The sequence below is a fragment of the Nitrospirota bacterium genome (assembly GCA_040755395.1).
GTDB lineage: Bacteria > Nitrospirota > Nitrospiria > Nitrospirales > Nitrospiraceae > DATLZU01.
In genome coordinates this window covers 47,221-72,095 of the sequence record JBFMAX010000007.1, presented here as the reverse complement: position 1 = coordinate 72,095, position 24,875 = coordinate 47,221, and the positions used below count along the sequence as shown (strand labels likewise).

Here is a 24,875-nt window from a genome sequence, read left to right as displayed (position 1 = left end):
GTGACCCGAACTCAACTGCTCGGCAAGCGGTGCGAGGCGAGGAGCACGGGATATGCAGAAGGCGCTTCGGATCGACACCTCTCGCCTCTTGCCTAATCCCGCTACGCAGTCAAGCGCCGATAGATCATCGGCAGCCGTTCCGGCAGCGTTTCGATACGGTCGATGACCAGAAACCGCACGTCGCCGTACAGCCGGCGCACGTAGGCGTCGGCTTCTCGATCGACCGTAATACAAAACGGTTCGACCCCGCGGACACGGGCCTCCCGGAGCGCCGCCTTGGTGTCCTCCAGCGAGTAGTCGTCCCGGTACCCGTCGTCCAGCGGTCGGCCGTCGTTGATGAGAACCAGCAGGCGGGTCTTGGCGACTTGCGCCAGCAGCTTCCGCGTGGCATGCCGAATGGCCGCGCCGTCTCGATTCTGATGAAGCGGCATGATCCCGCCCAAACGATGCGCCGCCCGTCCGCCGAGCGGCTCGCCGAATTCCTTGAGAACGAAAAACTCGACCTGAAACCGCCCGCGACCGGAATAACCGTACACGGCATACTGGTCACCCACCGCGTCCAGCGCTTCGCACAAGAGTACGAGGCTCTCTTTCTCCACGTCGATGATGCGCCGGCCGTCCGCGAGCTGCCGACTCGTCGACCCGCTCATGTCGATCAGGAACGCGGCGGCGACCTGCCGCTCCCGCTTTTCGCGCCGCATGTAGACGCGCTCCGACGGCTCCGCGCCCGCGGCCACGTCGGCCATGCGCCGGACCGCCGCATCCAGATCCACCTCGTCCCCATCCGCGCAGCCCGGCACGCGACGCAACCCGGGCGGGCGTAGGCTTTCGAAATAGCGCCGCAGCAGCGTCACGCCCGCCCGATGGGCGGCCAGAGTCTCTTCGATGAAATCGGAGGGACCGTCGGCGGCCTCCCGCTCCACGACCTGACACCAATTCGTCCGGTAGTCCTGAATCGCGGCATCCCACTCGTGATACCGGAACACGCGACCGCCGGCCGCATGAACGCCCGTAGGCTCCCTCTGCTCGTTCTCGGCCAGCAGCCACTCCTCCAGCACTGACGGCCAGACCTGACCGGGCATCAATCCTTCTCCGGTGGATTCCCTGCGCGGCGCTTCCGAGGAGCGGCCCTGTCCCATCGCGTCCGCCGGGCCGGCCGAGCCTGTAATTCCGCTCACTGCCATTTCCGCGTCGCCTTCGGAACCGTCCGAGGAGTCGGCAGATTCCCCGCCTGCCCCGCTTCGATCCGGCACCCGATCCGGATTCATGGCGCCTCGATACGCCCAATTGGTCACCGGCCGATAGGCGCCCGTCATCTCCTCGGACGCCTTCGGTCCCGCACCCTGATCCGGCTGCGGCGCGGAACCTTCACCGGCCTCGCCTTGAGAAGATGTCCCCACCATCTCTTCCAAGAGCTCGTACACTTGGTGCGCTGCCCGCACGACGTCCTCCGCCGTCGCTTCCGGCCTGAGCACGCGTTGGCAAAGCCGCCATGCCCGCTCGACGATCTCCGCCACCGGATCGGGAATCCTGACGGTGCCGGGCTCGGCGGTGGTGAGCAAGAGCAGCGCATCGACGACCAACTCGCGGACCGACAATCCGTGCCGGAGCGAGCGAGTCGTTGCCGCCTCGCGGGCCAGGCGCGCGAGATCGCGGCTGAGTCCCGGATATTCCCGCCGTAGCAAATATTCGACCCGGGCATCCTCCAGAATCACCCACAAGTCCCGGATGACGCCGGGCTGCGGATAGAGATCGAAAAATTGCCCTAGGTTCTGCGGGGCCGGCGCGACAGGCGCGACGGGCTTTTCCGGCACGTCTCGCTCGTCTCGCGAGTCCCGCCCGTCTCGTCGGCGGACTTCCTCGACCAGATCAGCCAGCGCCCGGATATTCAGATTGTAGGTCCCGAACTCCAGATGTCCCGCTTCGTGCGCCGTCATCACGTGATACAGCCGGATGTTCTCCTCTTGCGTCGCGCAACGCCGCTGGATCGCCGGCAAGGCAATGCTGCGCCCATCCGCCTCGACCGTCGCGCGGATCGGCTCCTGGTCGGTCCCGCCGGATTCCGGCAATGCGCGGATCGTCACGTCGGTCCCGCAGAGCGCTTTCGCGAACAACTTCAGCGAGCGGGCCACGGACCGGAGCGGCACCCCGCTCATCGCCTGTTCCGCCGACGCCAGCGCCTTGACCGTCTCCAGAGCGAAGTAGGCCCGCCCTCCTTCCGCACTGTAGTCCAAGGTCTCCATGCCGGCCTTGAACCAGTTCTCAAACTTGATCCCGGCGTTGGAAACATCGCCGATCAGGGTCGCCAGCTCAGGCGCGCGACGCAGATAGGCCAGCGCCGCCTCGGCATCTCGTTCCCCGACCAATGCGCCGTACCGCAAGATCCGCAGCCGCCAATCCGGATCGGGAAGACGCCGCATCAACACCGGAGCCTCCGCCAGAAACGCAATCGCCGCACCGGGCGAGCGGTCGGCGAGCAGCGAACCGAGCGCGACCACGGCCTGCCTGACGGGAGGATCGTCGAGATCGCTGAGGATGGTCGGGCTGGTCCGGAAGAATTCCAGCGTGCCCAGATAGTCGGTCTTGCCGAGGCTGTTCTGCGCGATCAGTTTCATCCCGAAAGCGACCCACGCCCGGAGATCGTCGGGCCTGAGAACCCGGGCGACTTGCGGGCTCTGCCGCATACACTCGATCCCCACGACGTAATCCACGCGGGCCAACTCGGCGCCGATCTCGCCCCAGGCGCGCAACTGATCAGCCGGCAATATTCTCGTCAGCTCCGGCGCGACCCTGATGAATTCCAGCGCCACGTTCGGATCCTGTTCGGCCGATTCCAACGCGACCTCGAGCACATGCGCGCGCGCCGAGTCCGGTTCAACGGCGCGGAGCAGCAGGGGGCTTTCCTTGAAGTACCTCATTGCCGCCGCGCCGGAGGACCCGGCTATGGCGATCCCGAGATCCAGCCACGGTACGGCATGATCGAGACAGCCGCGGCGCAGCAACTCCGGAAACGCCTCGATCGCGGACCGCGCGACCTTGGGCGAGACCTCCTCCAGTTCATCGAGCAAGACCAACGCGGCTTGCACCGAATCGGAACGCCCGGCGGTCTTCGCCAGGGCCTCGACCAGCTCGACGGCGGTCGCCCGGCCGAGTTGATCGGTCAATCGCTCGGTCAATTGTTCGTTCGGTGCCATCTCAGTAACCAGCCTTTGCAGGCACGAGCGGAAGAGTTTGATGGGCCCGCCTCCGCCGCCTCTTGCCTATCGCCACTCGCCTTCCTACGGAAGTGACGGATTGTAAAGGAGGCCCTTCCGCTTGTAAACTACGCGCTCGCGTGCTGGCGCGAGGCGAGGGGCTAAAGGCGCCGGGCCACGAGAAAAGATTGCCGGCCTACCGGCCATTGCCTGTTGCCTATAGCCTAAGGAGACCCATGGGAGATCCGACCCAGGAAAGTCTGGACAAGATGTGGAAGTTCGTGCGGGGGTTCGCGGAAAAGAGCGGAACGAGGTTTCATCCCAATCCCGCCGTGACCGAAGCGGTCGTCAAGGGCCTCGCCGCGCACGTGGATGAACTGGGAAAGCCGCTCTGCCCATGCAATTTCTACCAGGACAAGCAAGCGGAGGCCAAGCTGCGGCGATGGATCTGCGCCTGCGATGAGATGCAGATCTACAAGTACTGCCACTGTCTCCTGTTCGTGCGGGAGGACGGCATGCCGATCACCGAGTACCTCCCGGAGGACCACGAAGGCCGACAGGTCTACGGTCTGATCGGCGACCCGACTCCGGACAAAGGTCGTGCGCTTCGTCATAAGGCACAAACGCAGAGCGAGCCCGGTCGGGTCCAGATGTCCGCCGCCACCGAGCCTGGGCCGAACCCTTGATCAACGTCCCGCCCCTTCGCCGCGGCGGGGAGGACCCTCAGCGTGCTCCGGCTCCGAATCACGCCGCGCCTCCTCCTTGCCGGTTTCATGCTGTACGGGCTCGCCATGGCCGCCGTCGATCCCAAGAGTCTTCCCGTCGTCAGCGATCTCGCCAAGCGATTGAAAGCCCACGTTGACTATCTGGCCGGCCCCGAGCTCGCGGGGCGAAAACCGGGCACCCTCGGCCATCGGAAGGCGGCCGTCTACATCGAGGCCCGGTTCCGGGAAGCAGGGCTCGTCCCCTTGGCGTCTTTACACGGATACCGGCAACCGGTCTCGACGACGTTGGGAGACAACCTCCTCGGCGTTCACCCTTCGACGCCGCACCATCCGGCGCCTCGGTGGATTCTCATCGGGGCACACTACGACCACTTGGGCGGCCGATACCTGGGCGCCGACGACAACGCGGCTGCGGTGGCGATCCTGATCGAAACCGCCCGGACTCTGCCGTCTCTCCGGGCACACCAGGTGCTGTTCGCCGCGTTCAATACGGAGGAGCCCCCTTATATCCGCACGTCTCTCATGGGATCGCAACACTTCGTCGGCCATCTCCCACCCGAGATCGGCGTCCTCTCCAACGTGCAAGCCGCAATTATCATGGACCTCATGGGCGGAGCGCACTGGGCGCCGTTGCAGGAGACGGTCTTCGCGGCGGGAGCGGAAAAGAGCCCGGCGCTCTACCGGCGGCTCAAAGAAGCCGCCGGTCGTGAAACGTTCAACGTGAAGCGTGAAGCGTCCCCGCTTCACCCCGGCCTCTCGCCTCTTACCGTTCTTCCCGTCGGCCTGCACCTGGTCGAGGAGATCCCGCTGCTGGGTCAAGTCGCCTTCAGCGACTATGACGCCTTCCGGAACGCCGGAGTCCCGTTCGTGTTTCTCTCGGCGGGCCGTACGCCGCGTTATCACCAGCCGTCCGACCTGCCCGACACGCTCCACTATGAGCGCATGGCCGCGACGGTCGGTTGGCTGCAGGCCTTTCTTCAAATGATCGATCAGGACCGAGAGCCATATGGATTCGACGCCGATCGGCTGGTCTTCGCCGACGAAGTGGCGAGCTTGCGTCCGCTCATCTTGCTGGCCGCGGACGAGCAGAGCAAGATTCCCGGCACGTCCGCCCTCTCGCTCTGGAAATTGAAGCGGGACGTGGAATGGTTGGAGCGGGTGAACCCCGACAAACCGTCCGAGGACGACATCACGCGGCTGGAACGGGTCTCCATCCGCCTCCAATGTCTTCTGGCCGACTTTCCCGGCTGCTTTTTGTTGTGAGCGCACGCGGCTGAAAGGTTTCGGTGGTTCGCGCGACGGGCGCGACCCGCGAATTCCGCCCGCTCGCGCGACGCTTGCTACTCCCATCCGACGACCTCGTACCCTTTTTCCTTGAGGCACCGATCGACAAAGCGGCGATAAGTCTGATTCGGCTCACCGTCGTCCGTGAACGCGTGCCACAACCCGGTGAGGAGACCCCACACCGCGCCGCTGGCCGCGCCGATGGCGGACCCGCTTCCTGCCGCGCCGACCACCGCGCCCCCCACCGCCCCGCCGGCGGCGCCGATCCCGGCGCCGACCGCCGTGCTGCCTGCCACCTCTCCGGCTTGACCGGCCCCCGGCTCGGCCCCCGCAGCCTCCGCCGACTTCTTGCACTCATCGATGTCCCGTTCAGCCGCCTCCCGGCCGACGGTTTTGAAATGGGAATCGGGATAAAGGATCGGTTGAGAGCCGGAGCAACCGGCAAGGCCGACGACTGCGGAAACCGCCAACAGACTCAAGTGTTGGGCGAGGAAAAATCCGATGTGGCGGGCGGGTCCGCTCATGTTCGCACGTTCTAAAGCCCGAACGCTTGGCGGACTTTCACCGCGCTGACACCTTTCAACACAATCCGCTTACGCCGTCCGGCCGCCCCGGAACCGATTTCGACGGCGCTCAACGGGAGGCCGAACGCCCCGGCGAGAAACCGGCACACTTCTTCATTGGCCGCGCCCTCGGCCGGCGGCGCGGCGACTCGGAACTTCAGGGCATCCCCGTGAAGCCCGACGTACTCGGTCCGAGACGCTTTGGGCTGTACGTGTACCAGAAGAATCGCCCCTGCAGGGCTATCCTTCACGATCGCGGGAGAACTCACGGGAATAGCAGCGTCGCTCCCTCTCGCCGCTCGCCTCTAACCTCGCGTTCTTTCAGAAGATCGCCTTCACCACTTCCTGAATGCTCCGCTGCATATCCGGATCGTCGGTGATCGGGCGAATCACGGCCGCGTCGCAGGCCTGCTCGGGCGGTACGCCTTGCCGGATCAGCGTCCCCGCGTAGATGAGGAGCCGCGTGCTCACGCCTTCTTCCAACCCGTGATTCTTGAGATGGCGGACCTTCGCGCCGAGCGTCACCAGTCGCTCGGCCGTCTCCCTGTTCACACCCGCCTCGTGTTCGATCACCCGGGTTTCGATGTCGCGCGCCGGATAGTCGAACTCGATCGCCATGAACCGCTGCTTCGTGCTTTGCTTCAATTCCTTGAGCACGTTCTGGTAGCCGGGGTTATAGGAGATCACGAGCATGAAGTCGTCGACGGCCTCGACGATCTGGCCTTTTTTCTCGATCGGCAACAATCGACGGTCGTCGCTCAACGGGTGAATGATCACCGTCGTATCCTTGCGCGCCTCGACGATTTCATCCAAGTAGACGATGGCGCCGTGTTTGACGCCGAGCGTGAGCGGGCCGTCCACCCACACCGTCTCCTGTCCTTTTAAGAGGTACCGCCCGACCAAGTCGGAGGCGGTGAGGTCCTCGTGACAGGCGACGGTGATGAGCGGGCGGTTCAAGCGATACGCCATGTGCTGGACGAAGCGCGTCTTGCCGCAACCGGTCGGGCCTTTGAGCATGACCGGCATCCGGTTCCGCGCCGCAATCGTAAACAGCCCGATCTCCCCGCGCACCTCCGCGTAGAACGGCTCCTCCCGCACCCGATATCGATCGATGTCCAACTCCTGGCCTTTGTGCATGGTTCGATCCGCGTTTCCTGAACGCCTGCGTCGTTTCTCGCCTCACCGGCCGTCGTCTGAGAGCGAAGAGCGCAGCGCTGCCATGAAAATAGGCGCGGGGCTAGCGGCCCGAGGCTAGAGGCCGGAGTCCCCCCCCTCGCCCCGAGCCCTTCGCCTCTCGCCCAACCGTGATGTTCATCCTGCAGGGTGGCCGCCTTGCGGTCATAACGACTATTTGCCGGCGGCCGCTCTTCGCTATCCAACCTGGCGCCACCATAAGCGGAACACGGGGGGAAGATCAAGCTTACAGCTTGATCACTTATGAATGTTGAATGATGAATTATGAATTGTGGAGCTTATGCGACGGAAGGGCCTTGCCTTGTCAATAATTCAGCATTCAACATTCCTCATTCATACTCCCACATTCCTAATTCCACATTACTTCGCGGCGCCATCGAGCACTTCGCGCACCTTCTGCGCGAGGGCGTTCGGAGTGAAGGGCTTCTGCAGGAAGGCCGCGTGAGCGGCCACCCCGGTTTGCGAGAAGATCGGATGGTCCGGGTAGCCGGACATGTACAACACCTTCAGCCCGGGACGGACGGCGGCGAGGTGTTCGGCGACCTCCGGCCCGCTCATCTGCGGCATGACCACGTCCGTCAGCAACAGATGGATCGGCCCCATGTGCTTGGCGCCGGTCAGAAGCGCCTCGATGCCGTGCCGGGCTTCCAGCACGGTGTAGCCGTGCAGCTTCAACGTATTGTGCACCAGCCCCCTCACGCCTGGCTCGTCTTCCACCAACAAGACCGTTTCCTTGCCGCGGGACTCGCCGGCCGCTCCGGCGCCCGCCTCCGTCGCGTCTGCGGTCTCGTCGACGCGCGGGAAAAAGATTCTGAACGTGGCCCCATGCCCCGGTCTGCTCTCCACGGAGATATGAGCGCCGCACTGCTTGACGATCCCGTAGACGGTCGAGAGTCCGAGTCCCGTTCCCTTGCCTTGCTCTTTTGTGGTGAAGAAAGGCTCGAACAGATGCGATTGCGTCTCCTCATCCATGCCGCAACCGGTGTCCTTGACCGCCAGCATCACGTACGAACCGGGATCGACCGATTGGGAATCCCTTCCGGGCTGGTCGGCGATCTGGACGCTGCGGGTTTCAATGGTCAGGGTTCCGCCGGTCGGCATCGCGTCGTGCGCGTTGACCGCCAGGTTCATAATGACCTGCTCGATCTGTCCGGGATCGGCCTTGACCATGCCGACGTTCGGATCGAGCACCGTGCAGAGCTGGATGAGGTCCTCGCCGATCAGCCGTCGCAGCATGGCTTCCATGCTCGACACGACCACGTTGAGATCCACCAGCTTCGGCGCGACGAACTGGCGCCGGCTGAAGGTGAGCAACTGGGCGGTCAGGCTCGCGGCGCGATCGGCGGCCTTCTTGACTTCCTCGACGTCCTTGCGCAGCGGATCCGTCGGATTCAGGCGGGTCAGAATCAGATCGCTGTAGCCTCGGATGACGGTCAACAGGTTGTTGAAATCATGCGCGACGCCGCCGGCCAGTCGGCCGATCGCCTCCATCTTCTGCGACTGCCGCAATTGGGCTTCCGTTTGTCGAAGGGCCTCTTGCGCGCGGGACCGCTCGACGAACTGGCCGATCTTCAGCCCGATATCGGCCGCCATCTTCAGCAGTTCTTCGTCGGGCTCCCGCACCTGCCGGCTGTAGAGTTCGATGACGGCCTCGACGTCGCCGCCGACGTGAACGGGGAAACCGAACGCGCCGTGCAGACCGACGGTGCGGGCCGACACGGCGCGGGGAAAGTTGGCGTCGGCCAGTACGTCCGCGATCCATGCCGGGTTGCCGGCGGCCCAGACCCGGCCAGGGAGCCCCACACCACGCCTGAATGTTTGCAGGGCGGTGGCCGTCACGAACTCGTCGGCCCGCAAGGCCGGCGAGACCCAGAGATCGAGACAGCGCAGTTCGTCGGTGGAGCGGTCGACCTGCCACAGTACCCCCAATTCCCATTCCAGGCTTTCGCAGAGCGCCTGCAGGATCTTCGGGGCGGCGCCTGCCAGCGTGTGGCATTCGGACAGCGCGCGCGTCACGGTGTACTGCGAGGCCAGGCGGCTCTCCGCGCGTTTTCGGGCCGCGATGTCGCGCACAAAGGCGCTGAAGATGGTGGCTCCCCCTACGCGCGCCGGCGCGATCGCCAATTCGACCGGGAACTCGTGGCCGTCGCGGTGGCGCGCCATGACCTCCACCCGCTGGTTGAGGAATCGACTTTCTCCCGTGGCAAGGAACTGCTGCATCCTCTGCTCATGCGCCGCCCGATCCCGCTCGGGGAAAATCACGGCGGACAACTGCCGGCCGATGACTTCCTCCCGTGTCCACCCGAAGAGATGCGAGGCCAGCGCGTTCCAATCCGTGATGGCGCCGCCCGCGTCCGTGGTGATCACCGCGTCGAGCGCCGTGTCGACGATCACCTGGTTACGTTCCTGGCTTTGCAACAACGCCGTCTCCGCCGCCCGCGCCCACTCGCTCTCCTGCCGCGCCTGTTCGTATTCGGTCCGCAGGCGGCGGGTCGCCCACAGCAACAACCCCAACATCGGAAACCACACGACCAATCCTGCGCCGCCCAACTTCCACAACAGTCCATGGATCGGTCCCAGGATGCGGTCCCGATCGACGCGCAGCAACACCGTCCACTGCGGTCCCGCTCCATCCTTATCCCCTCGCGTCCGGGCATATCCGGTGACGACCGGGACGTGTCGCCGCAGATGCTCCTCTTCGACATACCCCGAGCGGCCGGACTCGCTGAGCCGGGCGGAGGGCAGACCGAGCCGCCGCATGTTGACCCGCCCCTTGTGCGCGAGGTCGGAATCGAGAAAGGCTTCGCCCCGGGCGTTGAGGAACTGATATTCGATCGGACCCCGCCCGCCATTCCCGGCTCGAAAGGCGACCACCGTCTTGGTCGCGACTTCTTCGAGAGCCGCCAATCCGACTCGCGTCGTCACCACGCCGCCAAAGTCCCCGGACGGTCCGAGGATCGGAGCGGAGAAGGCGATCGCCTCGACTCCGCCGACCGATTCATACGGCTCCGCATCGCCCACCACCGGTCCGCGCCGATCCCGGGCGTCGAGGAACCAGTCGCTCCGTCCATGCTCCTGCCCGACCAAGCCGGGTTCCGTCGAAGCCACCAGCCGGCCATGCTCGTCGGCGACGCCCAACCAGAGATACGCGGGGTATTTGGCCTTCATCCAGCGCAGATACCGATCCATGTAGTCCGATCGCCGAGCCTGCTCGCTGAATGCGCGCGCCATCATTTCGACGTCCGCGGACCGCTCAAACAGCAACCGATCCAATTTGTCGGAGATCTCGGAGGCGGCCAGACTCAAACTCTCGCCGGTCGCCGTTACCAGCCGCGCTTCCAGAACATGCAGGGCTATCGCCGCGATCACCAACGCCACCGCCACCATGACGAGAATGAGCGCGGGCAGCCAGGCATAAGGTCTGGATGTCCCGGCGGCATGCGTCGGCGCGGATGTCATCGAACGCTCGCAATCCAGTTGGGGAGCAGTCGATCGGGGTGGTACGCACGCTTGGATCGAGCCAGACCGGAGAGACCGGAATCGTCCATCGTGTTGACGAACTCGTATCCTTGCCGCAGCGCGTGACGGCAAAACTCGCGGAACACCCAGGCCGCCAACCCGGGAACCGTTCGATCGGTCACTTCGGCCCATACGCAGAAGACGGCCGGAGCGAGCCGATAACCGAACGTATAGGCGCGAACGGCGCCGTCGATCCGCGCTACTGCGCCGGTCAAGCCCAAGGCCTCTGGATGGCCCAGCATCTCCCGATGGGCGGACGCCGAATCGGCCAGCATCTGCGTCGCCGTCCAATCACGCTCGGCACGCTGTTTTTGCTTGCTCCAGTCGCGGAACAGCGCCTCGCAGGCCTCTCGATCGTCCGCGCGATAGGGCTCGAAGCTGACGCGCCCCGGATGCTCGCGTTCGAAGCGGTTGCAGGCGGCCCGCTGTGACTTGTAGCGATCACCCGCCAAGCGCGCCAGGTCCGACGTCCGGTAGAGATAATCCGGAGGCTTCGCCCACAGGCGATAACCCCAGGACTCCAGTTGCGGCGCGAGACGCGCCGGCACATTTTCAACGCGTGTCGCCGACGATCCGCCGTTGCGCTCCCGCATGAACTCGAAGGCCGCATCCAACGCCGGCTTGAGGGGGCCTGGGCCGAGCGGCGGCAAGGCGAGAAAGATTCCGTCCGGCGATTCGGCGAACAGGCACAGATGTCCCTCCAGCACGGCCCATCGACAGGGAAGTAAGGCGCGCCAGACAAAGTGATAGGCGAATGAGCACGCAGCCAGGGGGGCGTCGTCTGCCGAGAGTTCCGAGGACGCGAGGGCTTGCTCGACGCGCTGACGGTCCGAAAGGGTCAGAGGGCGAGGGGCAAGAGGCGAGGGGCGAGGGGAAAAGGCGCTCTTAGCCTCCAGCCTCACGCCTCGTGCCTCGTGCCGCTCGCGAAGGCGCGCCGTCAGCCTCGGCAGCGGGCGAAGGATCACGACATCCTCCTGGAAGGGGCCGATCAGGCGAGGATGTCGGGCGAACGTGTCAAGGATGTCCTCGCGTTCGATCAACGACGCGATGCGGCCGGCATAGGCTTCCAACGTAAGGGGTTCCGCCTCACGCTTCACGTTGAACGCTTCACGAACAACTCCCCTTGCCTCTGGCCTCTCGCCTGATAAAAAGGGACACTTCCTATCCCATCCCAACACCACCTCGCGATGGTGCGCATCCCATAGAACGGCCAGGGGATAGATCTGGCAATCCAACGGACGCGCCTCGTAAATCCGGCACTCCGAGGTGGCCGGATCGAAGGCCGGGCAGAGGTAGCCCTCGCCGGCAGGGTTGGGCACGACGTTGACTTGACATCCGTCCTTTGCAGGAAAGTGCGCAGGATCGATCCCTCTCTCGGCGGCCCGGCGGATCTCCTGGTCCGTGAAGTAGGGCCGAAGAGCGCTGTCTGGTTCGGGGAACCGGCAACAGACCTCGCAACTCAAACAAATCCGGCTCGGGACAAACTGGGGAAGGGAAATGATCGGAAGCGAGCGATGCTGGCCCATCACCAAGACCCAAGTGAGTTACGGTCATCATACGACGCGAATCTGATGGCCGCAAGGAACCTGCCGATCTTGTAGGTCCTTCCACAGCGGTCTCAGAGCTCGGTCCGGTTTGCCGCCCTCGCTGCTCTTTCTCGACATCGATGACTTTGAGCTCATCAACGATCGGTTCGGCCACACGGCAGGTGACCAGGTGCTGCGTGAATAGGGGTGGGTCGTCGACAGCCAGCGGCAGGCGGAACGCGGTCGCCGCTGCGGCCGCGCGAGCCACTTCGCCGCCCGATACGGCGGCGAAGCGTTCGCCGTTCTCCTGCCGGACACTCCGCTAGAGGGCGCTGTCTCCTGGCCGAGCGGCTGCGGCATCGCGTCACGACGTTGCAGTTGTTGCCTGAACTGGTGTTGCTGGCCGGCCCCACGTTCACTCTCACCTGCAGCATCGGAGTCGCCTGTTTCCCAATCCACGCCGCCATGCCTTCCGAATTGATTGCCGCCGCTGATTCAGCCGCGTACGCGGCAAAGAACGCGGGCAAGAACTGCGTGCGAGTCTTTTCACATTAGTCCCCTGCTTGGGCGTTGCCGCGCTGATTATTCCATCATATCACCTACGTCGCAGTTCTAAGTCCATGTAGCCCTTCCCAGATGTCCCACGGGATGCGACAGTAGACCACGCCCAGCGTCCACTGTTCTTGAAGGAATCATTCGTTGCGACCTCTGAAGTCGCCGGAATGTCAACCGGTCCTGCTCTACGGGCTGCGCCGATATCACGGCCAGGTCCCGGGTGCCGATCCGGGGGAGGGAGGCGACGGCTTCGGCCTTCTCGCCTTCCAGAGTCGCGTGCTGGCTGTCGCGCCCCGCACATCTCAATGGAAGTCGCCCGCCAGCAGTTCAGGCGCGCTTCACCTCTCTGGTTGTGAGCCTTCCTGGGATATCTCATTCCGCACGTGGGCCATCCTGCAATCTGGTCCGTTCGTGATTCTGGACAGCCTGCTGTCTCGCCCGGAGCTTCTCGCCCACGACAACGGGATCAGATTCGACATGCCGTTGTCCTACCGCGCGCCGTTCTCGACGGCCGTACGGACTTACCGAACCTGCAGGGGCGCGGGGTGCGACTTCGTGGACGGGTCCGGCTTCCCCCGGCGGCAGGAACAAGAATGCCCATCCGAGTCGCGTTCCTTCTGGAGTAGTCCCGCCCGTGTCCCTTCGAGTCCGTCTCAGCCGCTTGAAAGAATGGTTCCGGTTCCCTCAGTGGAAATCGCTCTCTTGTTCGGGCTCTTCCCGAGGCCACGCGCAGTATGAACTTCAAGGAATCAGGGTGCGAGAGAAGGGAGAGAACGCCTCATGTTCGTTTCGCTTTGGAGCCTTGTTCCCTCGCGAGTCGCGATTGACCTCACTCAGCTTGGTGGGATGTTGCGGCGGCCGGCGTGGTCAAGTGCACTTGACATGTCCTCGCTCCTTGTCGCATCCGCGGGGCTGCTCGCCCTTGCAACCGCGGCCTTCGCCTTCCGCTTGGTTCTTCGTGTCAAACGGCAGGCCAGCGAGCGCGTTCAATCCCTGGAGCGGCTCCGGAACGGACTGGAGGAATTGGAGAAAAGGGTGCAGGAGCAGCGTGCGGAATTGGTCGCTGTCAACCAAAAGCTTGCCGAAGAGCGTTCGGAACGGGCGCACATCCAACAGGCGCTTGAGGCGAGCGAGGAGCGCTTCCGGTTAATTTCGGAAGGAACCAATTTCGGCATCTTGGATTGGGATTTGCGCACAAACCAGGTTTCTATTTCTCCCTCCTGCGAACATCTGTTAGGCATCGACGGCCATCGAACGTGCGCCAATTGGCACTCCGAATGGAAGTCTCGTTTGCATCCAGATGACAGTCTCCGAGCGTTGGAGATTCTGGACAGCCACTTAACCGGTCGATCCACCCGCTATGAGGATGAGTTCCGAATCCGGCAAGAGGACGGTTCCTTTCGGTGGATTCAGGCCCGAGGCCTTGCCGCGAGCGACGGATCGGGTTCCCCCTATCGAATCGTTTGCGTGTATGTCGATGTGACGGACCGCCATCACCTCGAGGCCCAGTTCCGCCAATCCCAGAAGATGGAAGCCATCGGCCATCTGGCCGGAGGAATCGCGCACGACTTCAATAATCTCTTAACCGCCATCATCGGGTACAGCGAACTGACCTTGAGCAAGTTGCCTCAGCACGATCCTGTGAGGAAATACGCCGAAGAGATCAGGAAAGCCAGCGTCCGCGGATCTCAACTGACCAAGCAACTCCTGACATTTAGCCGGAAACGGTTGGACCAGCCGGTCATCGTGAACCTGAACCAGGTGGTGGCCAACGCGGAGAATCTCTTTCGACGCCTCATCGGCGAGGATATCGAACTGGCAACAAACCTGGACCCCGCACTGGGCCAGGTAAAAGCCGACCCGGGCCAGATCGAGCAGATGCTCATGAACCTGGTCGTAAACGCACGCGACGCCATGCCGGAAGGCGGGCGGCTGCTGATCGAGACGCTCAATGGTGGTGCCGAAGGGTTCCCCTTGACCGTCCACAGCAGCCCGGTTCCCTCGGTCATCTTGCGGGTGTCCGATACAGGGATCGGCATGGATGAATCGGTCAAGTCCCGCATTTTCGAGCCCTTCTTCACAACAAAGGGGCCAGACAAAGGCACCGGCCTGGGGCTCTCCACGGTGCAGGCCATTGTTCGCCAGCACGGAGGGTCCATCACCGTCGAAAGCGAACCGGGAAAAGGCACTACCTTCACCATTGCGCTGCCTCTCGCAGATCGGGCCGGAAATCCAGCATTTCCGATAGTACCAGTCGACGGACTACGAGGCGGGAGCGAGACCCTGTTGCTGGTGGAAGACGAAGAAACGGTCCGCGAGGTAATCGGAACGACTCTGCGTGCCGAGGGATACCGGGTGCTGGAGGCGCAGGATGCTGCTGAGGCGCTCCATCTCTGCGAACGGAACCCGTCTCCGATTCATCTGCTCCTGACCGACGTCGTGCTACGGGGCATGAACGGACGGCGCCTTGCCGAGCGCCTCGCCGCGCTCAGGCCTGGCCTCAAGGTCCTCTACATGTCTGGTTATCTGGACGACACTGTCCGCACTCGCGGTATCGCAAGCGCCGACGTCGCGTTCCTCTCGAAACCGTTTAACCCCCGGGAACTCATCTGCAAGGTGCGCCAAATCCTGGATGTGGAGCGGGACGTTCCGGCGCGCGTGCTCACACGGACCGGCCTCGCACCTCGAATTCTCGTGATCGACGACGACGAACAGATACGCGAGATGCTCCGAGCCACGCTGGAAGGAGCCAGCTTTACGGTGACAGTCGCCCGCAACGGACGGGAGGGGCTTGCCCTCGCGCAAGACCGAACCTTCGATCTGATTCTCACCGACATGGACATGCCGGAATTGGACGGACTGGAAACGATTCAGCAGTTGAGGCGGGTCGAGCCGCAGCCGAAAATAGTCGCCATCTCTGGAGGCGGACAGATCGATCCGGAGTTCTATTTGGCTCTCGCCCATCATTTGGGCGCCGTGCAAACGCTCGCCAAGCCGTTTTCCCCGAACGCGCTGCTCGCCACAATCCGCGCTGCGCTTGGCCCCTGAATCTCCAGCTCACAGGCGCCGCCGCTCTTGTGCGAGTCAAAGCGCGCATGGTACGATCCCTCCGGTCTTTTCCGGCGCCGGGAAGGCTTGCCGGAATAGTCAGATCGTGTGACCGAGGGAAAGATCGTTGGCGCCAACTCGGAACCTGTCCCATTCCGTCTCCGACATCGCCCATTCTCGCTGCATTGTTATCCGCAACACCTTGATCCGTGAAGGCTTGTACAGCGTCTCGCCAGACAGCGCCGTCCACGACTTTGGCCGAACACCAGCCGTCGCGAACACCTGGCGCATCGCCCCGGAGCCATTTCTTCTTTCCCCCGAGCAAGTCGTCTTCTTTCGATCGCTGGGCGATCACTTGCTCGCGTTTTTGCGCACATTGAACCGGCTGTACCTCGAAAGCGCCCGCGGCACGCAACCGGCCTGGGTGGCCAGATACCTCGACCAGGGCAAGCCGGAGTCCCTGATCGCCTATGGCCGTATGAAGCGGTTTCGCGATGCGTTGCCAGCGGTGATCCGTCCCGACATCATTCCGACTCAGGACGGCATGATCATCACCGAATTGGATTCCGTGCCCGGGGGAATCGGGCTGACCGCGTGCTTGTCCCGGGTGTACGCCGATGTCGATCGGTCCCCCAACCAGCCATCAGCGATCCGCCATCAGCCGTTAGCCCTCAGCGACCAGCGTTGGGAGATCGTCGGCGGGCGAGACGGGATGCTCGACGGGTTCGGGTCGATGCTGCGGGCGCTGCAGGGAGAAACACCCGGTTGGGTCGCGATCGTCGTGTCCGAAGAAGCGCGCGAGTATCGGCCGGAGATGCAGTGGATCGCCGCGCGCCTGCGCGAGCGAGGCTTCGAGATCTCTTGCATCGAGCCCCGTCAGGTGCGGTTCACCGAAGAGGGCCTGCGGCTGGCCGATGAAGCCGGCGGACACCCGATCGCGCTGATCTACCGGTTCTTCGAACTGTTCGACCTCAAGAACATCCCGAAAGTCGAACTCATCATGTACAGCGCGAAGAAACGCCGGGTGATCGTCACGCCGCCGTTCAAGCCTGCGCTGGAGGAGAAACTGGCCTTCGCGCTCCTGCACCATCCGGTGCTCGCCCCGTTCTGGCGGAGGGAACTGGGCGAAGAGACCTTCGCCTCCCTGTCGGCGCTGATGCCGCGCACCTGGATTCTGGACCCGGCGCCCGTGCCGCCGACCGCGGTCATCCCCGGCCTTGCGCTCAACGGTCGGGCGGTGAACGACTGGCGCGAGCTCGCCGCCGCGGGCCAGAAAGATCGGCAGTATGTCGTCAAGCCGTCCGGTTTCTCGGAACTGGCCTGGGGCAGTCGCGGCGTGTTCGTGGGCCACGACCTGCCGCAGTCGGAATGGGCGGCGGCGCTGGATCGCGCGCTCGCCGCGTTCCCGACGACGCCCTATGTCCTGCAGGAATTTCACAAAGGGCGGCTGTTCGAGTCGTCGTATCTCGATCCCGCCACGGACGACGTTGTCCCCGTGTCGGGACGCGTGCGGTTGTCGCCGTATTATTTCGTCACCGGCGAGGAGGCGGAACTGGCCGGCATCCTGGCGACCGTGTGCCCACCCGACAAAAAATTGATCCACGGCATGAGGGACGCGATCATGCTGCCGTGCGCGATGGCGCGCGGGAGCAATTCTGAATGATAAACGAAATTCGACGCCCACAATTCATCATTCATAATTCCTAATTCATAATTATGACCCTATACCACGTTCACTGGTGTCCGGAATGCGCGGTGGTCCGGCGGAAGCTGGACGAGTTGGGCGTGGCCTACGAAGATGTGGTGGTGCCGGATTTTCGGCCGATGCGCAAACAGGTCTACGAAGTCTCCGGCCAATATTATGTGCCGGTTCTCAAAGACGGCGACACGGTCTTGACCGAGACCGGGGACATCCTGGCATATCTGGAGGCCAACTACAGCAAGCAGCGGATAGCCGGTAGCTGACAGCGGATCAGCTCTCGCTCCGATCCGTGCGCGATTCGCTATCGGCTATTTGCTATTTGCTCATGGGGTCATCGATGGAAGACTGGAGAAAGATTCTCGCCGAGAGCGTGGTGAAGCCCAAGGACCTGGCCGAACGGCTCGGCGTCGACGAGAAAGAGATCGAGGCCGTCGTCGGGGAGTATCCGATGCGGATCACGCCGACCGTTATGGCGATGATCAAAGAACCCGGCGATGCGATCTGGAAGCAGGTCGTGCCGGACATCGCCGAGATGGCCGACGCGGACGCGGAGGACGATCCGCTCGAAGAGGATGTGATGAGCCCGGTTCCCCATCTGGTCCACCGCTATCCGGACCGTGCGCTCCTGATGGTCACGAATCAGTGTCCGATCTACTGCCGCTTCTGCACCAGAAAGCGGCTCGTGGGCAAACCGGGATTTCTGAAGAAAGGCGAACTGGACCGGGCGATCGCCTACTTGCGGGAGCACACCGAAGTCCGGGACGTCATCCTCTCCGGGGGCGACCCGCTCCTCCTGCCCGATCACCTGCTGGAGCGCGTGCTGAAAGCCCTCCGCACGATCCCTCATCTGGAGATCATCCGGATCGGCTCGCGGGTGCCGGGGACGCTGCCGCAGCGCATCACGCCCAAGCTCTGCGAGATGATCAAGAAGTACCACCCGATCTACATGAACCTGCATTTCAACCACCCCGACGAACTGACGCCCGAAGTCAAGGCGGCCTGCGGCATGTTGGCCGATGCCGGCGTGCCGCTCGGCGCGCAGACCGTGCTGCTGAAAGGCGTCAACGACGATCCGGAAATCATGAAGCGCCTCGTGCATCAACTCCTCCTGGCCCGCGTCAAGCCGTACTACCTCTACCAGGCCGATCTCACGAAAGGCACGAACCACTTTCGGACAAGCGTGGAGACCGGGCTCCATATCATCCGGGCGCTCCAGGGCCACACGAGCGGAATGGCGGTGCCTCACTTCGTCATCGACGCGCCCGGCGGCGGCGGCAAGATTCCGCTGTTGCCGGCCGACTACCTGGTCCATCTAGACGAAGACGGCGCGGTCCTGAAAAACTACGAACGGAAGATGTTTCACTACCCGCAGCCTCCCCTCTCCCCTGAGGAAAGAGGGAGGGGGGAGGGAGTTCGCCGCGAACTGCCGATGGTCGGCGCGCACCCGTCGTTTGCCGCTTGTGGCGACGGGGCCGACGGAGGCCTCGACGACCTGTGAAACGGCCGGCCCGTCTGAACGGCATTCTGCCCTATCAACAGATCAAGCAGTTGATCGCGAGCCGAGCGATCCGATCAGAGACGCCGATCGAGGACCGGCAGATTCAGCCGGCCAGCCTGGACCTGCGGCTGGGACGCAAGGCGTACCGGCTCATCAGCAGTTTCCTGCCGGAGTTGTCCGAGATCACCAGCCGGCTCAACGTCCTGGACTTCTACCAGTCCGATCTCGTGATGTACGAGATGGACCTGACGGGCAGCGCCATTCTCGAAAAGGGTCACGTTTACCTGGTCCCCCTGCTGGAAAGTCTGAAGTTGCCGAAGGACCTCAGAGCCAGGGCCAATCCCAAGAGCACAACCGGCCGGCTGGACGTCTTCACCCGCGTCGTGACCGACCTGACCGCCGGCTTCGACGAGGTCCGCCCGGGGTACCACGGGCCGCTCTATCTGGAGGTCGTGCCGCGTTCCTTCGCCATCAAGGTCAGGACGGGCTATTCCCTCAACCAGATCCGGTTCGTTCGCGGGCAAGCAGCGGTCTCGGATGCGGCGCTGAAAACGCTCCACAAATCCGAGCCGCTGCTCTATCACAACCAGCCGACCGGCAAACCTGTCGCCGGCCGCGACCTGCGGACCGATCGGGGCCTCTTCCTCCGCATCGATCTGAAGGGCGCGGACCGCGGCGAAGACGCGATCATCGGCTACCGAGCCAAGAAAAACAGCCACGTCATCGACTTGTCCAGGATCGGCTACTACGCCGCGCTCGACTTTTGGGAGCCGATCCATAGGCACCGGCAGGACAGTCTATTGCTCGAACCGGAAGAGTTCTACATCCTGGCGTCCAAAGAACGGATCCGGGTTCCGCCCGGCTACGCGGCGGAGATGGTGGCCTATGAAGCCGCCTGCGGCGAACTCCGCACCCATTACGCCGGGTTCTTCGATCCGGGATTCGGGTATGGCCGGGGTGAATTGCACGGGACCCAGGTGGTATTGGAAGTGCGCCCGCACGATGTGCCCTTCCTGATCCACGATGGACAAACCTTCTTCAAGGTTGTATATGACAGGATGCTGGAGACCCCGGCGCAGGTCTATGGGTCGGCCCTTGGCTCGTCGTACCAGCGACAAGGCCTCACGTTGAGCAAGCACTTCAAATCTTGAAGGCGGCGTCCATGACCTCCGAGCACCGCCCCGACGAGCGTCCCTCCACGACTCCGACTCAGCCGCGGCGCGATCCCGAGAAGGAATCCGAGGGCGAGCATCCGACCCACGTGGCCGGTATGATGACCGGCACCGTCCTCATGTTCATCGGGTTCCTGAACGTGTTCCTCTCCATCAGCGGAGGGTTCGAGATCAACGTCGTGCCGATGATCATCTACTTCGGCGGCCTCGCCATCTGGGCCGGCTCCGTCATCGAGAATCCGACGTTCCGCTACAGCATCGTGACCGCGGCTGTCGCGGTCGGCTTGGCGTTCCTCCACTATGGCGAAGTGCTGTTTTGGCACAAGCAGGTCGTCTTTTGGTCCACCGTCGCCATCGTCACCTTCTTCATGTTCAAGACCGCTCCGCCGGATAAGCGGTGACACGGGTCAACGGTCATTGGTCAAGGGGTCAATGGCGACGGATGCCGGAGGAGCCACGTTGATCACCGTTGACGATTGACCATTGACCTCCCGGCCTCCAGCCAGGCAGCCGATGACGATCGCCGTCGTCATTCCGACCTTGAACGAAGAACAGGCGCTTCCCCGCACGCTCTCCCACACCATCGGACTCGGGTTTGACGAAATCATCGTGGTCGACGGCGGCAGCGGCGACCGCACGCGGGAGATCGCCAATCAGTTCGAAGTTCGAAGTTCGAAGTTTCAGGTCGCAACGTCGAACCTCGAATCTCGAACGCAGGTCCTGCTGTTGACCTCGCCTCCGGGTCGCGCGCGGCAGATGAACCGCGGAGCGGCGGAAGCAAAAAGCGACGTCCTGCTGTTCCTGCACGCCGACACCCTGTTGCCGCGCGAAGCCAAAGACGCGATCCTCGACGCGCTGCGCGACCCGGCCTGCATCGGCGGCCGGTTCGACGTCCGGTTCGACCGCGACTCGCGCCTCGGTCGCGCCATCGGCACAATGATGAATCTGCGGTCCCGTCTCACCGGCATTGCGACGGGCGATCAGGCGATCTTCGTCCGCAGGACGGTCTTCGATCGGTTGGGCGGGTATGCGGACATTCCGCTCATGGAGGACATCGACTTCACCGACCGGCTCAGGCGCATGGGCCGGGTCGCGGCGTTGTCCGCGACGGTCGTGACGTCCTATCGGCGCTGGGACGCCTGTGGTCCCCTTCGTACGATTCTGCTGATGTGGACGCTGCGGTTGCTCTATTGGCTCGGGGTCAACCCTCATCGCCTCAAGGATTTCTATGTCGCGGTCAGGTAAACCGTCTCGTGACGAGTCACGCGTCACGCGTCACGAGAGAGAAAATTCGCCGCATCCCTCACCCGTCACGCATCACGCGTCACGTGTCACGCGCGCCGACAGCGCCCTGATCATCTTCGCCAAGGCTCCGATTGCGGGCCAGGTCAAGACACGCCTCTGCCCGCCGTTGACGCCCGACGAAGCCGCCAGCCTGCACGGGAGCTTCGTCCTCGACGCCTTGGAGCGCAGCAAGACCGCGATCGCCAAACACCGCCTCCCGCTGGACCGCTCCCTGGCCTGCGCGCCGTCCGCCCGGCACGTCTTCTTTAAGATTCTGGAGGAACGGCACGGAGTGAAGCTGTTGGATCAGGTGGGCGAGGACCTCGGCGCCCGCATGACCCACGCGTGCTCGACGGTGTTTTCATCGGGATACAAGCAGGTGCTGCTCGTCGGGACGGACGTGCCATCGCTTCTATTAGACACCTACCGTGACGCGCTGACGCTGCTTGCAGACCACGATCTGGTGCTGGGGCCGGCCTGCGACGGAGGCTATTATCTGATCGGGTTAAAGCGACCCGCGCCCGAGCTGTTCGCGGATATTCCCTGGTCCACCGATCGGGTGCTCGACCTCACGCGGCAGAAGGCCGATCGGCTCGGATTCAAGACCGGGCTGTTGCCCGCCCAGCGCGACATCGACACGATCGATGACCTGCTGGCTCTGATCGAAGAAGCCGGCATGGGGCGAGAGGTACGAGGCATTACCCCTCGCCCCTCGCCTCTCGCCACGAGCCTGTCGCCTCGCACGAGAGACGCCCTGGAGCTCATTGCGCAACGTCTTCGGTCCCGTCTGCCTCAGTCGCAAGGGAAAGCCGGCACCCGGTCGATGGGGAACCCGCCATGACGCCGTTGCCCTCTCCTTCCGAGCCTCTCGCGACACCCGCCGCGCCGGATCTCCTCGGTTCGCGCCACTGGTCGGTCACCGCCAAACTGCTCCTGCTCCTTGCCCCGGTCTTGATGCTGTTGCTGGTGATCGTCGCCTGGTATCTGCCGGGACGGCAGAAGGTCCGGTTGTTGGAACAGCAGGTCACGACGGCCGGAGAGGCGCTGCTCGCACAGGTACGGACGGAGCGTCACGCCTACCTGACCGGCGTCCTCCCGCGCCTGCTCAAGGCCGGCGCACTGGTCCCGGCCGACTATCACCGGCTGGCCTCCGCGCCGCCGCTCCCCTCCGCACTGATGCAGGATGTCACCGACATGATGGTCCTGACCCCCCAGTCCTACCGCCTCCGACTGATCAGCCCCTGGCCGATCAACAAAGAGCACGCCGCGACCGACCTGTTTCACCAGGAGGGATTCCGGTTCCTGGCCGAGCACGGCGACCGCATCTACAGCCGGCGCGACACCCTGGGCGGCACGGAAGTCATCCGGTTCCTTGCGGCCGACCGGGCCATCCTCCCGAACTGCGTGAGCTGCCACAACAGCCATGAGGCCAGTTCCAAACGCGACTTCCGCCTGAACGGCGTGATCGGCGGGATCGAACTGATCATTCCCATCGATGCGCCGCTGCGGGCGGTGAAGCGCGACCAGTGGATCCTGCTCGGCGCCGGTCTTGGCGCCGGCGTCCTCATCCTCGGCCTCGTGATGTTCGCCACGCGTCACGTGGTGACGACGCCCCTCAAGCACCTGGGCGCCCGCATGCGGGACATCGCCGGGGGCCGAGGCGATGTCCGCGAGCCTTCGCCTCTGACGGAATGGACCGACACCGCCATGGGAGAAGAGGTACGGACCGTCTGGCGCGAGTTCCGGCGCATGCACGAAACTATCAGCATGAACCAACGTGAGCGCGCGCAGGAGCTCCAGCGCCAGGCGGACGCGTTGACGTTGCTGAACCGCCGCTTGATGGAACTCCACGAAAAAACGCAGGTGATTCAGCAGGCCATTTCGGAGGAAGAGGTCTACCGGACACTCAGCCACACCTTGCACCAGGCGCTGCCGCTGCGCCAAATTCTGATTCTCCGGCTGAATCGATCGGAGGCCCATCTGGAACTGGTGTGGTCGTCGCCCAAGCGGGAGGACCTGCGCGTGGATTCGTATCCCGTGTGGGACCGCCCATCGCACTGTCCGGTCATTCGGGCGGGGCGTGAGTACAAGGTCGAGGACGTGACGCAGGGCCTGACCTGTTCCTTCAGTCTCTCGAACGACGGGCCGGGCTCCTATTGGTGCATCCCGCTGGTCATGGGCGGCCACACCATCGGCGTCGTGCATCTAGCCGGTTCGGTCCCACGCTGTTGGACGGACGAGACCCGCCAGTGGGTCGAGGCGCTGGTGAGCGTTGCGGCGCCGATGATCGGACATATCCAACACCTGGAGCGCGCCAAGCGGCGGGCGTTGATCGACGAACTCACCGGCGCCTATAACCGGCGGTTCCTGGAAGAATTTCTGGCCAAAATGATCCTGCCGGACGAACGCCGCAAAGGGCAGATCGTGAGCCTGCTGATGCTGGACCTCGACCATTTCAAGCAGGTGAACGACACCTATGGGCATCAGGTCGGCGACCTGGTGTTGAAGTCCGTCGCGGCTACGCTCAACCGTGCGCTCAAGGAAAGCGACGTATTGGCCCGATACGGCGGCGAGGAATTCACGGTGGTCCTGCCCCAGACGGACACCCAGGGCGCCGCGGCCGTAGCCGAGCGCTTGCGGATCGCGGTCGCCGGTTTGTCGCTCCGCCAACTGGCGCCGGCGGCTCCCGATCACATCACCGTCAGCGTCGGCGTCGCCACCTATCCGACGCACGCGCGTTCGGTGCCGGACTTGATCCGCGCGGCCGACGAGATGCTCTATCAAGCAAAGGCAACAGGACGGAACCGGGTTGTGTGCGCGACGGCCGGACTCCGCGCCGTCCCCGACAAGCCCGGATCACGAAGGGAGGATGTGTCATGAACACCCGCGTCGCACTGATTACCGGAGGCGCGAAGGGCATCGGCCGAGCCATCGCCCTGGACCTGGCCGCCCAACACTGGGCCGTCGCCCTCTGCTACCGGACCAGCGAAGCCGAGGCCGACAAGACCCGCGCCGGCATCGTCGAACGCGGCGGCCAGGCGTTAGCCGTCCGGTGCGATGTGTCGGACCCGACCGCCGCCAAGAACTTCGCCGCCCAGGTCGAGCAGCACTGGGGACGGATCGACGCATTGATCAACTGCGCCGGCCCGTACCATCGCGTGAACCTGTTCGAGGAAACTCCGGCGGGGTGGGAAGAGATGTTCAGCGGCAACCTGCATCCGATCTTTTATCTGGCTCAAGCGGTGGCGCCGGGCATGAAGGCGAGAAAATCCGGCCGCATCATCAATTTCAGCATGGCGAACGCCGACCAGATGGCGGCTCAGCCGGACGTGACGGCGCATTACATCGCGAAGGCGGGCGTCCTCATTCTGACCAGGACCCTGGCCAAGTTACTGGCCCCGCACGGCGTTACCGTCAACGCGATCTCGCCGGGCTTCATCGACTCCGGCAGCGCCCCGCCGGAAGAACTGGCCGGCATGGTCAAGCGCATCCCCGCCGGCTACGTCGGCACTGTCTCCGATACCGTAGCGATCGTGCGATTTCTCTTATCGGACGACGCACGCTACGTGAACGGGGCGAATATTCAGGTGAGCGGAGGCTGGGGAATCTGA

Annotated in this window: 20 protein-coding genes; 14 read left to right on the top strand and 6 right to left on the bottom strand. The window is 63.9% G+C overall.

The window, feature by feature from the left end:
- Positions 1-101: 101 nt before the first annotated feature.
- Positions 102-3,194, bottom strand: coding sequence for a VWA domain-containing protein (locus tag AB1555_12015; protein MEW6247416.1), 3,093 nt, complete (start codon positions 3,192-3,194; stop codon positions 102-104).
- A 236-nt stretch (positions 3,195-3,430) separates the two neighbouring features.
- Between AB1555_12015 and AB1555_12010 the strand changes: the two genes are divergently transcribed.
- Both AB1555_12010 and AB1555_12005 read left to right on the top strand, forming a co-directional pair.
- Positions 3,431-3,880 carry a ferredoxin-thioredoxin reductase catalytic domain-containing protein gene (locus tag AB1555_12010; protein ID MEW6247415.1) on the top strand — a complete coding sequence of 150 codons (450 nt, stop codon included), beginning with the start codon at positions 3,431-3,433 and terminating at the stop codon, positions 3,878-3,880.
- A 42-nt stretch (positions 3,881-3,922) separates the two neighbouring features.
- A complete protein-coding gene (locus AB1555_12005) occupies positions 3,923-5,182 on the top strand; it encodes a M28 family peptidase (GenBank protein ID MEW6247414.1) in 1,260 nt (419 codons plus the stop codon).
- A gap of 77 nt (positions 5,183-5,259) precedes the next feature.
- Here AB1555_12005 and AB1555_12000 read toward each other — a convergent pair whose 3' ends face one another.
- The 5 genes from AB1555_12000 to AB1555_11980 form a co-directional block, all read right to left on the bottom strand.
- Positions 5,260-5,727: a glycine zipper family protein gene (locus AB1555_12000; protein MEW6247413.1), complete on the bottom strand. Its 468-nt coding sequence runs from the start codon at positions 5,725-5,727 to the stop codon at positions 5,260-5,262.
- 11 nt (positions 5,728-5,738) lie between these two features.
- A complete protein-coding gene (locus AB1555_11995) occupies positions 5,739-6,035 on the bottom strand; it encodes a DUF167 domain-containing protein (protein ID MEW6247412.1) in 297 nt (98 codons plus the stop codon).
- Positions 6,036-6,087: 52 nt separating this feature from the next.
- Complete coding sequence (locus tag AB1555_11990; GenBank protein ID MEW6247411.1) at positions 6,088-6,903, bottom strand: CbbQ/NirQ/NorQ/GpvN family protein; 816 nt, start codon at positions 6,901-6,903, stop codon at positions 6,088-6,090.
- A 417-nt stretch (positions 6,904-7,320) separates the two neighbouring features.
- Positions 7,321-10,419 carry a PAS domain S-box protein gene (locus tag AB1555_11985; GenBank protein MEW6247410.1) on the bottom strand — a complete coding sequence of 1,033 codons (3,099 nt, stop codon included), beginning with the start codon at positions 10,417-10,419 and terminating at the stop codon, positions 7,321-7,323.
- A complete protein-coding gene (locus AB1555_11980; GenBank protein MEW6247409.1) occupies positions 10,416-11,942 on the bottom strand; it encodes a phosphatidylglycerol lysyltransferase domain-containing protein in 1,527 nt (508 codons plus the stop codon). Before AB1555_11980 ends, AB1555_11985 begins: the two co-directional genes overlap by 4 nt.
- Positions 11,943-12,114: 172 nt before the next feature.
- Between AB1555_11980 and AB1555_11975 the strand changes: the two genes are divergently transcribed.
- The 12 genes from AB1555_11975 (at position 12,115) to AB1555_11920 (ending at position 24,875) form a co-directional block, all read left to right on the top strand.
- A complete protein-coding gene (locus tag AB1555_11975) occupies positions 12,115-12,210 on the top strand; it encodes a diguanylate cyclase (GenBank protein MEW6247408.1) in 96 nt (31 codons plus the stop codon).
- 2 nt (positions 12,211-12,212) lie between these two features.
- Positions 12,213-12,560 carry a GGDEF domain-containing protein gene (locus tag AB1555_11970; protein MEW6247407.1) on the top strand — a complete coding sequence of 116 codons (348 nt, stop codon included), beginning with the start codon at positions 12,213-12,215 and terminating at the stop codon, positions 12,558-12,560.
- 882 nt (positions 12,561-13,442) lie between these two features.
- Positions 13,443-15,608 carry a response regulator gene (locus AB1555_11965; GenBank protein MEW6247406.1) on the top strand — a complete coding sequence of 722 codons (2,166 nt, stop codon included), beginning with the start codon at positions 13,443-13,445 and terminating at the stop codon, positions 15,606-15,608.
- Between the two features lie 127 nt (positions 15,609-15,735).
- A complete protein-coding gene (locus AB1555_11960; GenBank protein ID MEW6247405.1) occupies positions 15,736-17,271 on the top strand; it encodes a hypothetical protein in 1,536 nt (511 codons plus the stop codon).
- Between the two features lie 53 nt (positions 17,272-17,324).
- Positions 17,325-17,573: a glutathione S-transferase N-terminal domain-containing protein gene (locus tag AB1555_11955; GenBank protein MEW6247404.1), complete on the top strand. Its 249-nt coding sequence runs from the start codon at positions 17,325-17,327 to the stop codon at positions 17,571-17,573.
- 74 nt (positions 17,574-17,647) lie between these two features.
- Positions 17,648-18,808 (top strand): KamA family radical SAM protein, encoded by a 1,161-nt coding sequence (locus tag AB1555_11950; protein ID MEW6247403.1) that lies wholly within the window; start codon positions 17,648-17,650, stop codon positions 18,806-18,808.
- Positions 18,805-19,959, top strand: a complete 1,155-nt coding sequence (locus AB1555_11945) for a 2'-deoxycytidine 5'-triphosphate deaminase (protein MEW6247402.1) — start codon at positions 18,805-18,807, stop codon at positions 19,957-19,959. Before AB1555_11950 ends, AB1555_11945 begins: the two co-directional genes overlap by 4 nt.
- Positions 19,960-19,970: 11 nt before the next feature.
- Positions 19,971-20,381: a hypothetical protein gene (locus AB1555_11940; protein ID MEW6247401.1), complete on the top strand. Its 411-nt coding sequence runs from the start codon at positions 19,971-19,973 to the stop codon at positions 20,379-20,381.
- Between the two features lie 112 nt (positions 20,382-20,493).
- Positions 20,494-21,225 carry a TIGR04283 family arsenosugar biosynthesis glycosyltransferase gene (locus AB1555_11935; GenBank protein MEW6247400.1) on the top strand — a complete coding sequence of 244 codons (732 nt, stop codon included), beginning with the start codon at positions 20,494-20,496 and terminating at the stop codon, positions 21,223-21,225.
- The gene (locus AB1555_11930) at positions 21,209-22,105 is read left to right on the top strand and encodes a TIGR04282 family arsenosugar biosynthesis glycosyltransferase (GenBank protein MEW6247399.1); all 897 of its coding nucleotides are present in this window, start codon (positions 21,209-21,211) and stop codon (positions 22,103-22,105) included. Before AB1555_11935 ends, AB1555_11930 begins: the two co-directional genes overlap by 17 nt.
- A complete protein-coding gene (locus AB1555_11925) occupies positions 22,102-24,144 on the top strand; it encodes a diguanylate cyclase (protein ID MEW6247398.1) in 2,043 nt (680 codons plus the stop codon). Before AB1555_11930 ends, AB1555_11925 begins: the two co-directional genes overlap by 4 nt.
- Positions 24,141-24,875 (top strand): SDR family oxidoreductase, encoded by a 735-nt coding sequence (locus tag AB1555_11920; protein ID MEW6247397.1) that lies wholly within the window; start codon positions 24,141-24,143, stop codon positions 24,873-24,875. The genes AB1555_11925 and AB1555_11920 overlap by 4 nt, the downstream gene beginning before the upstream one ends.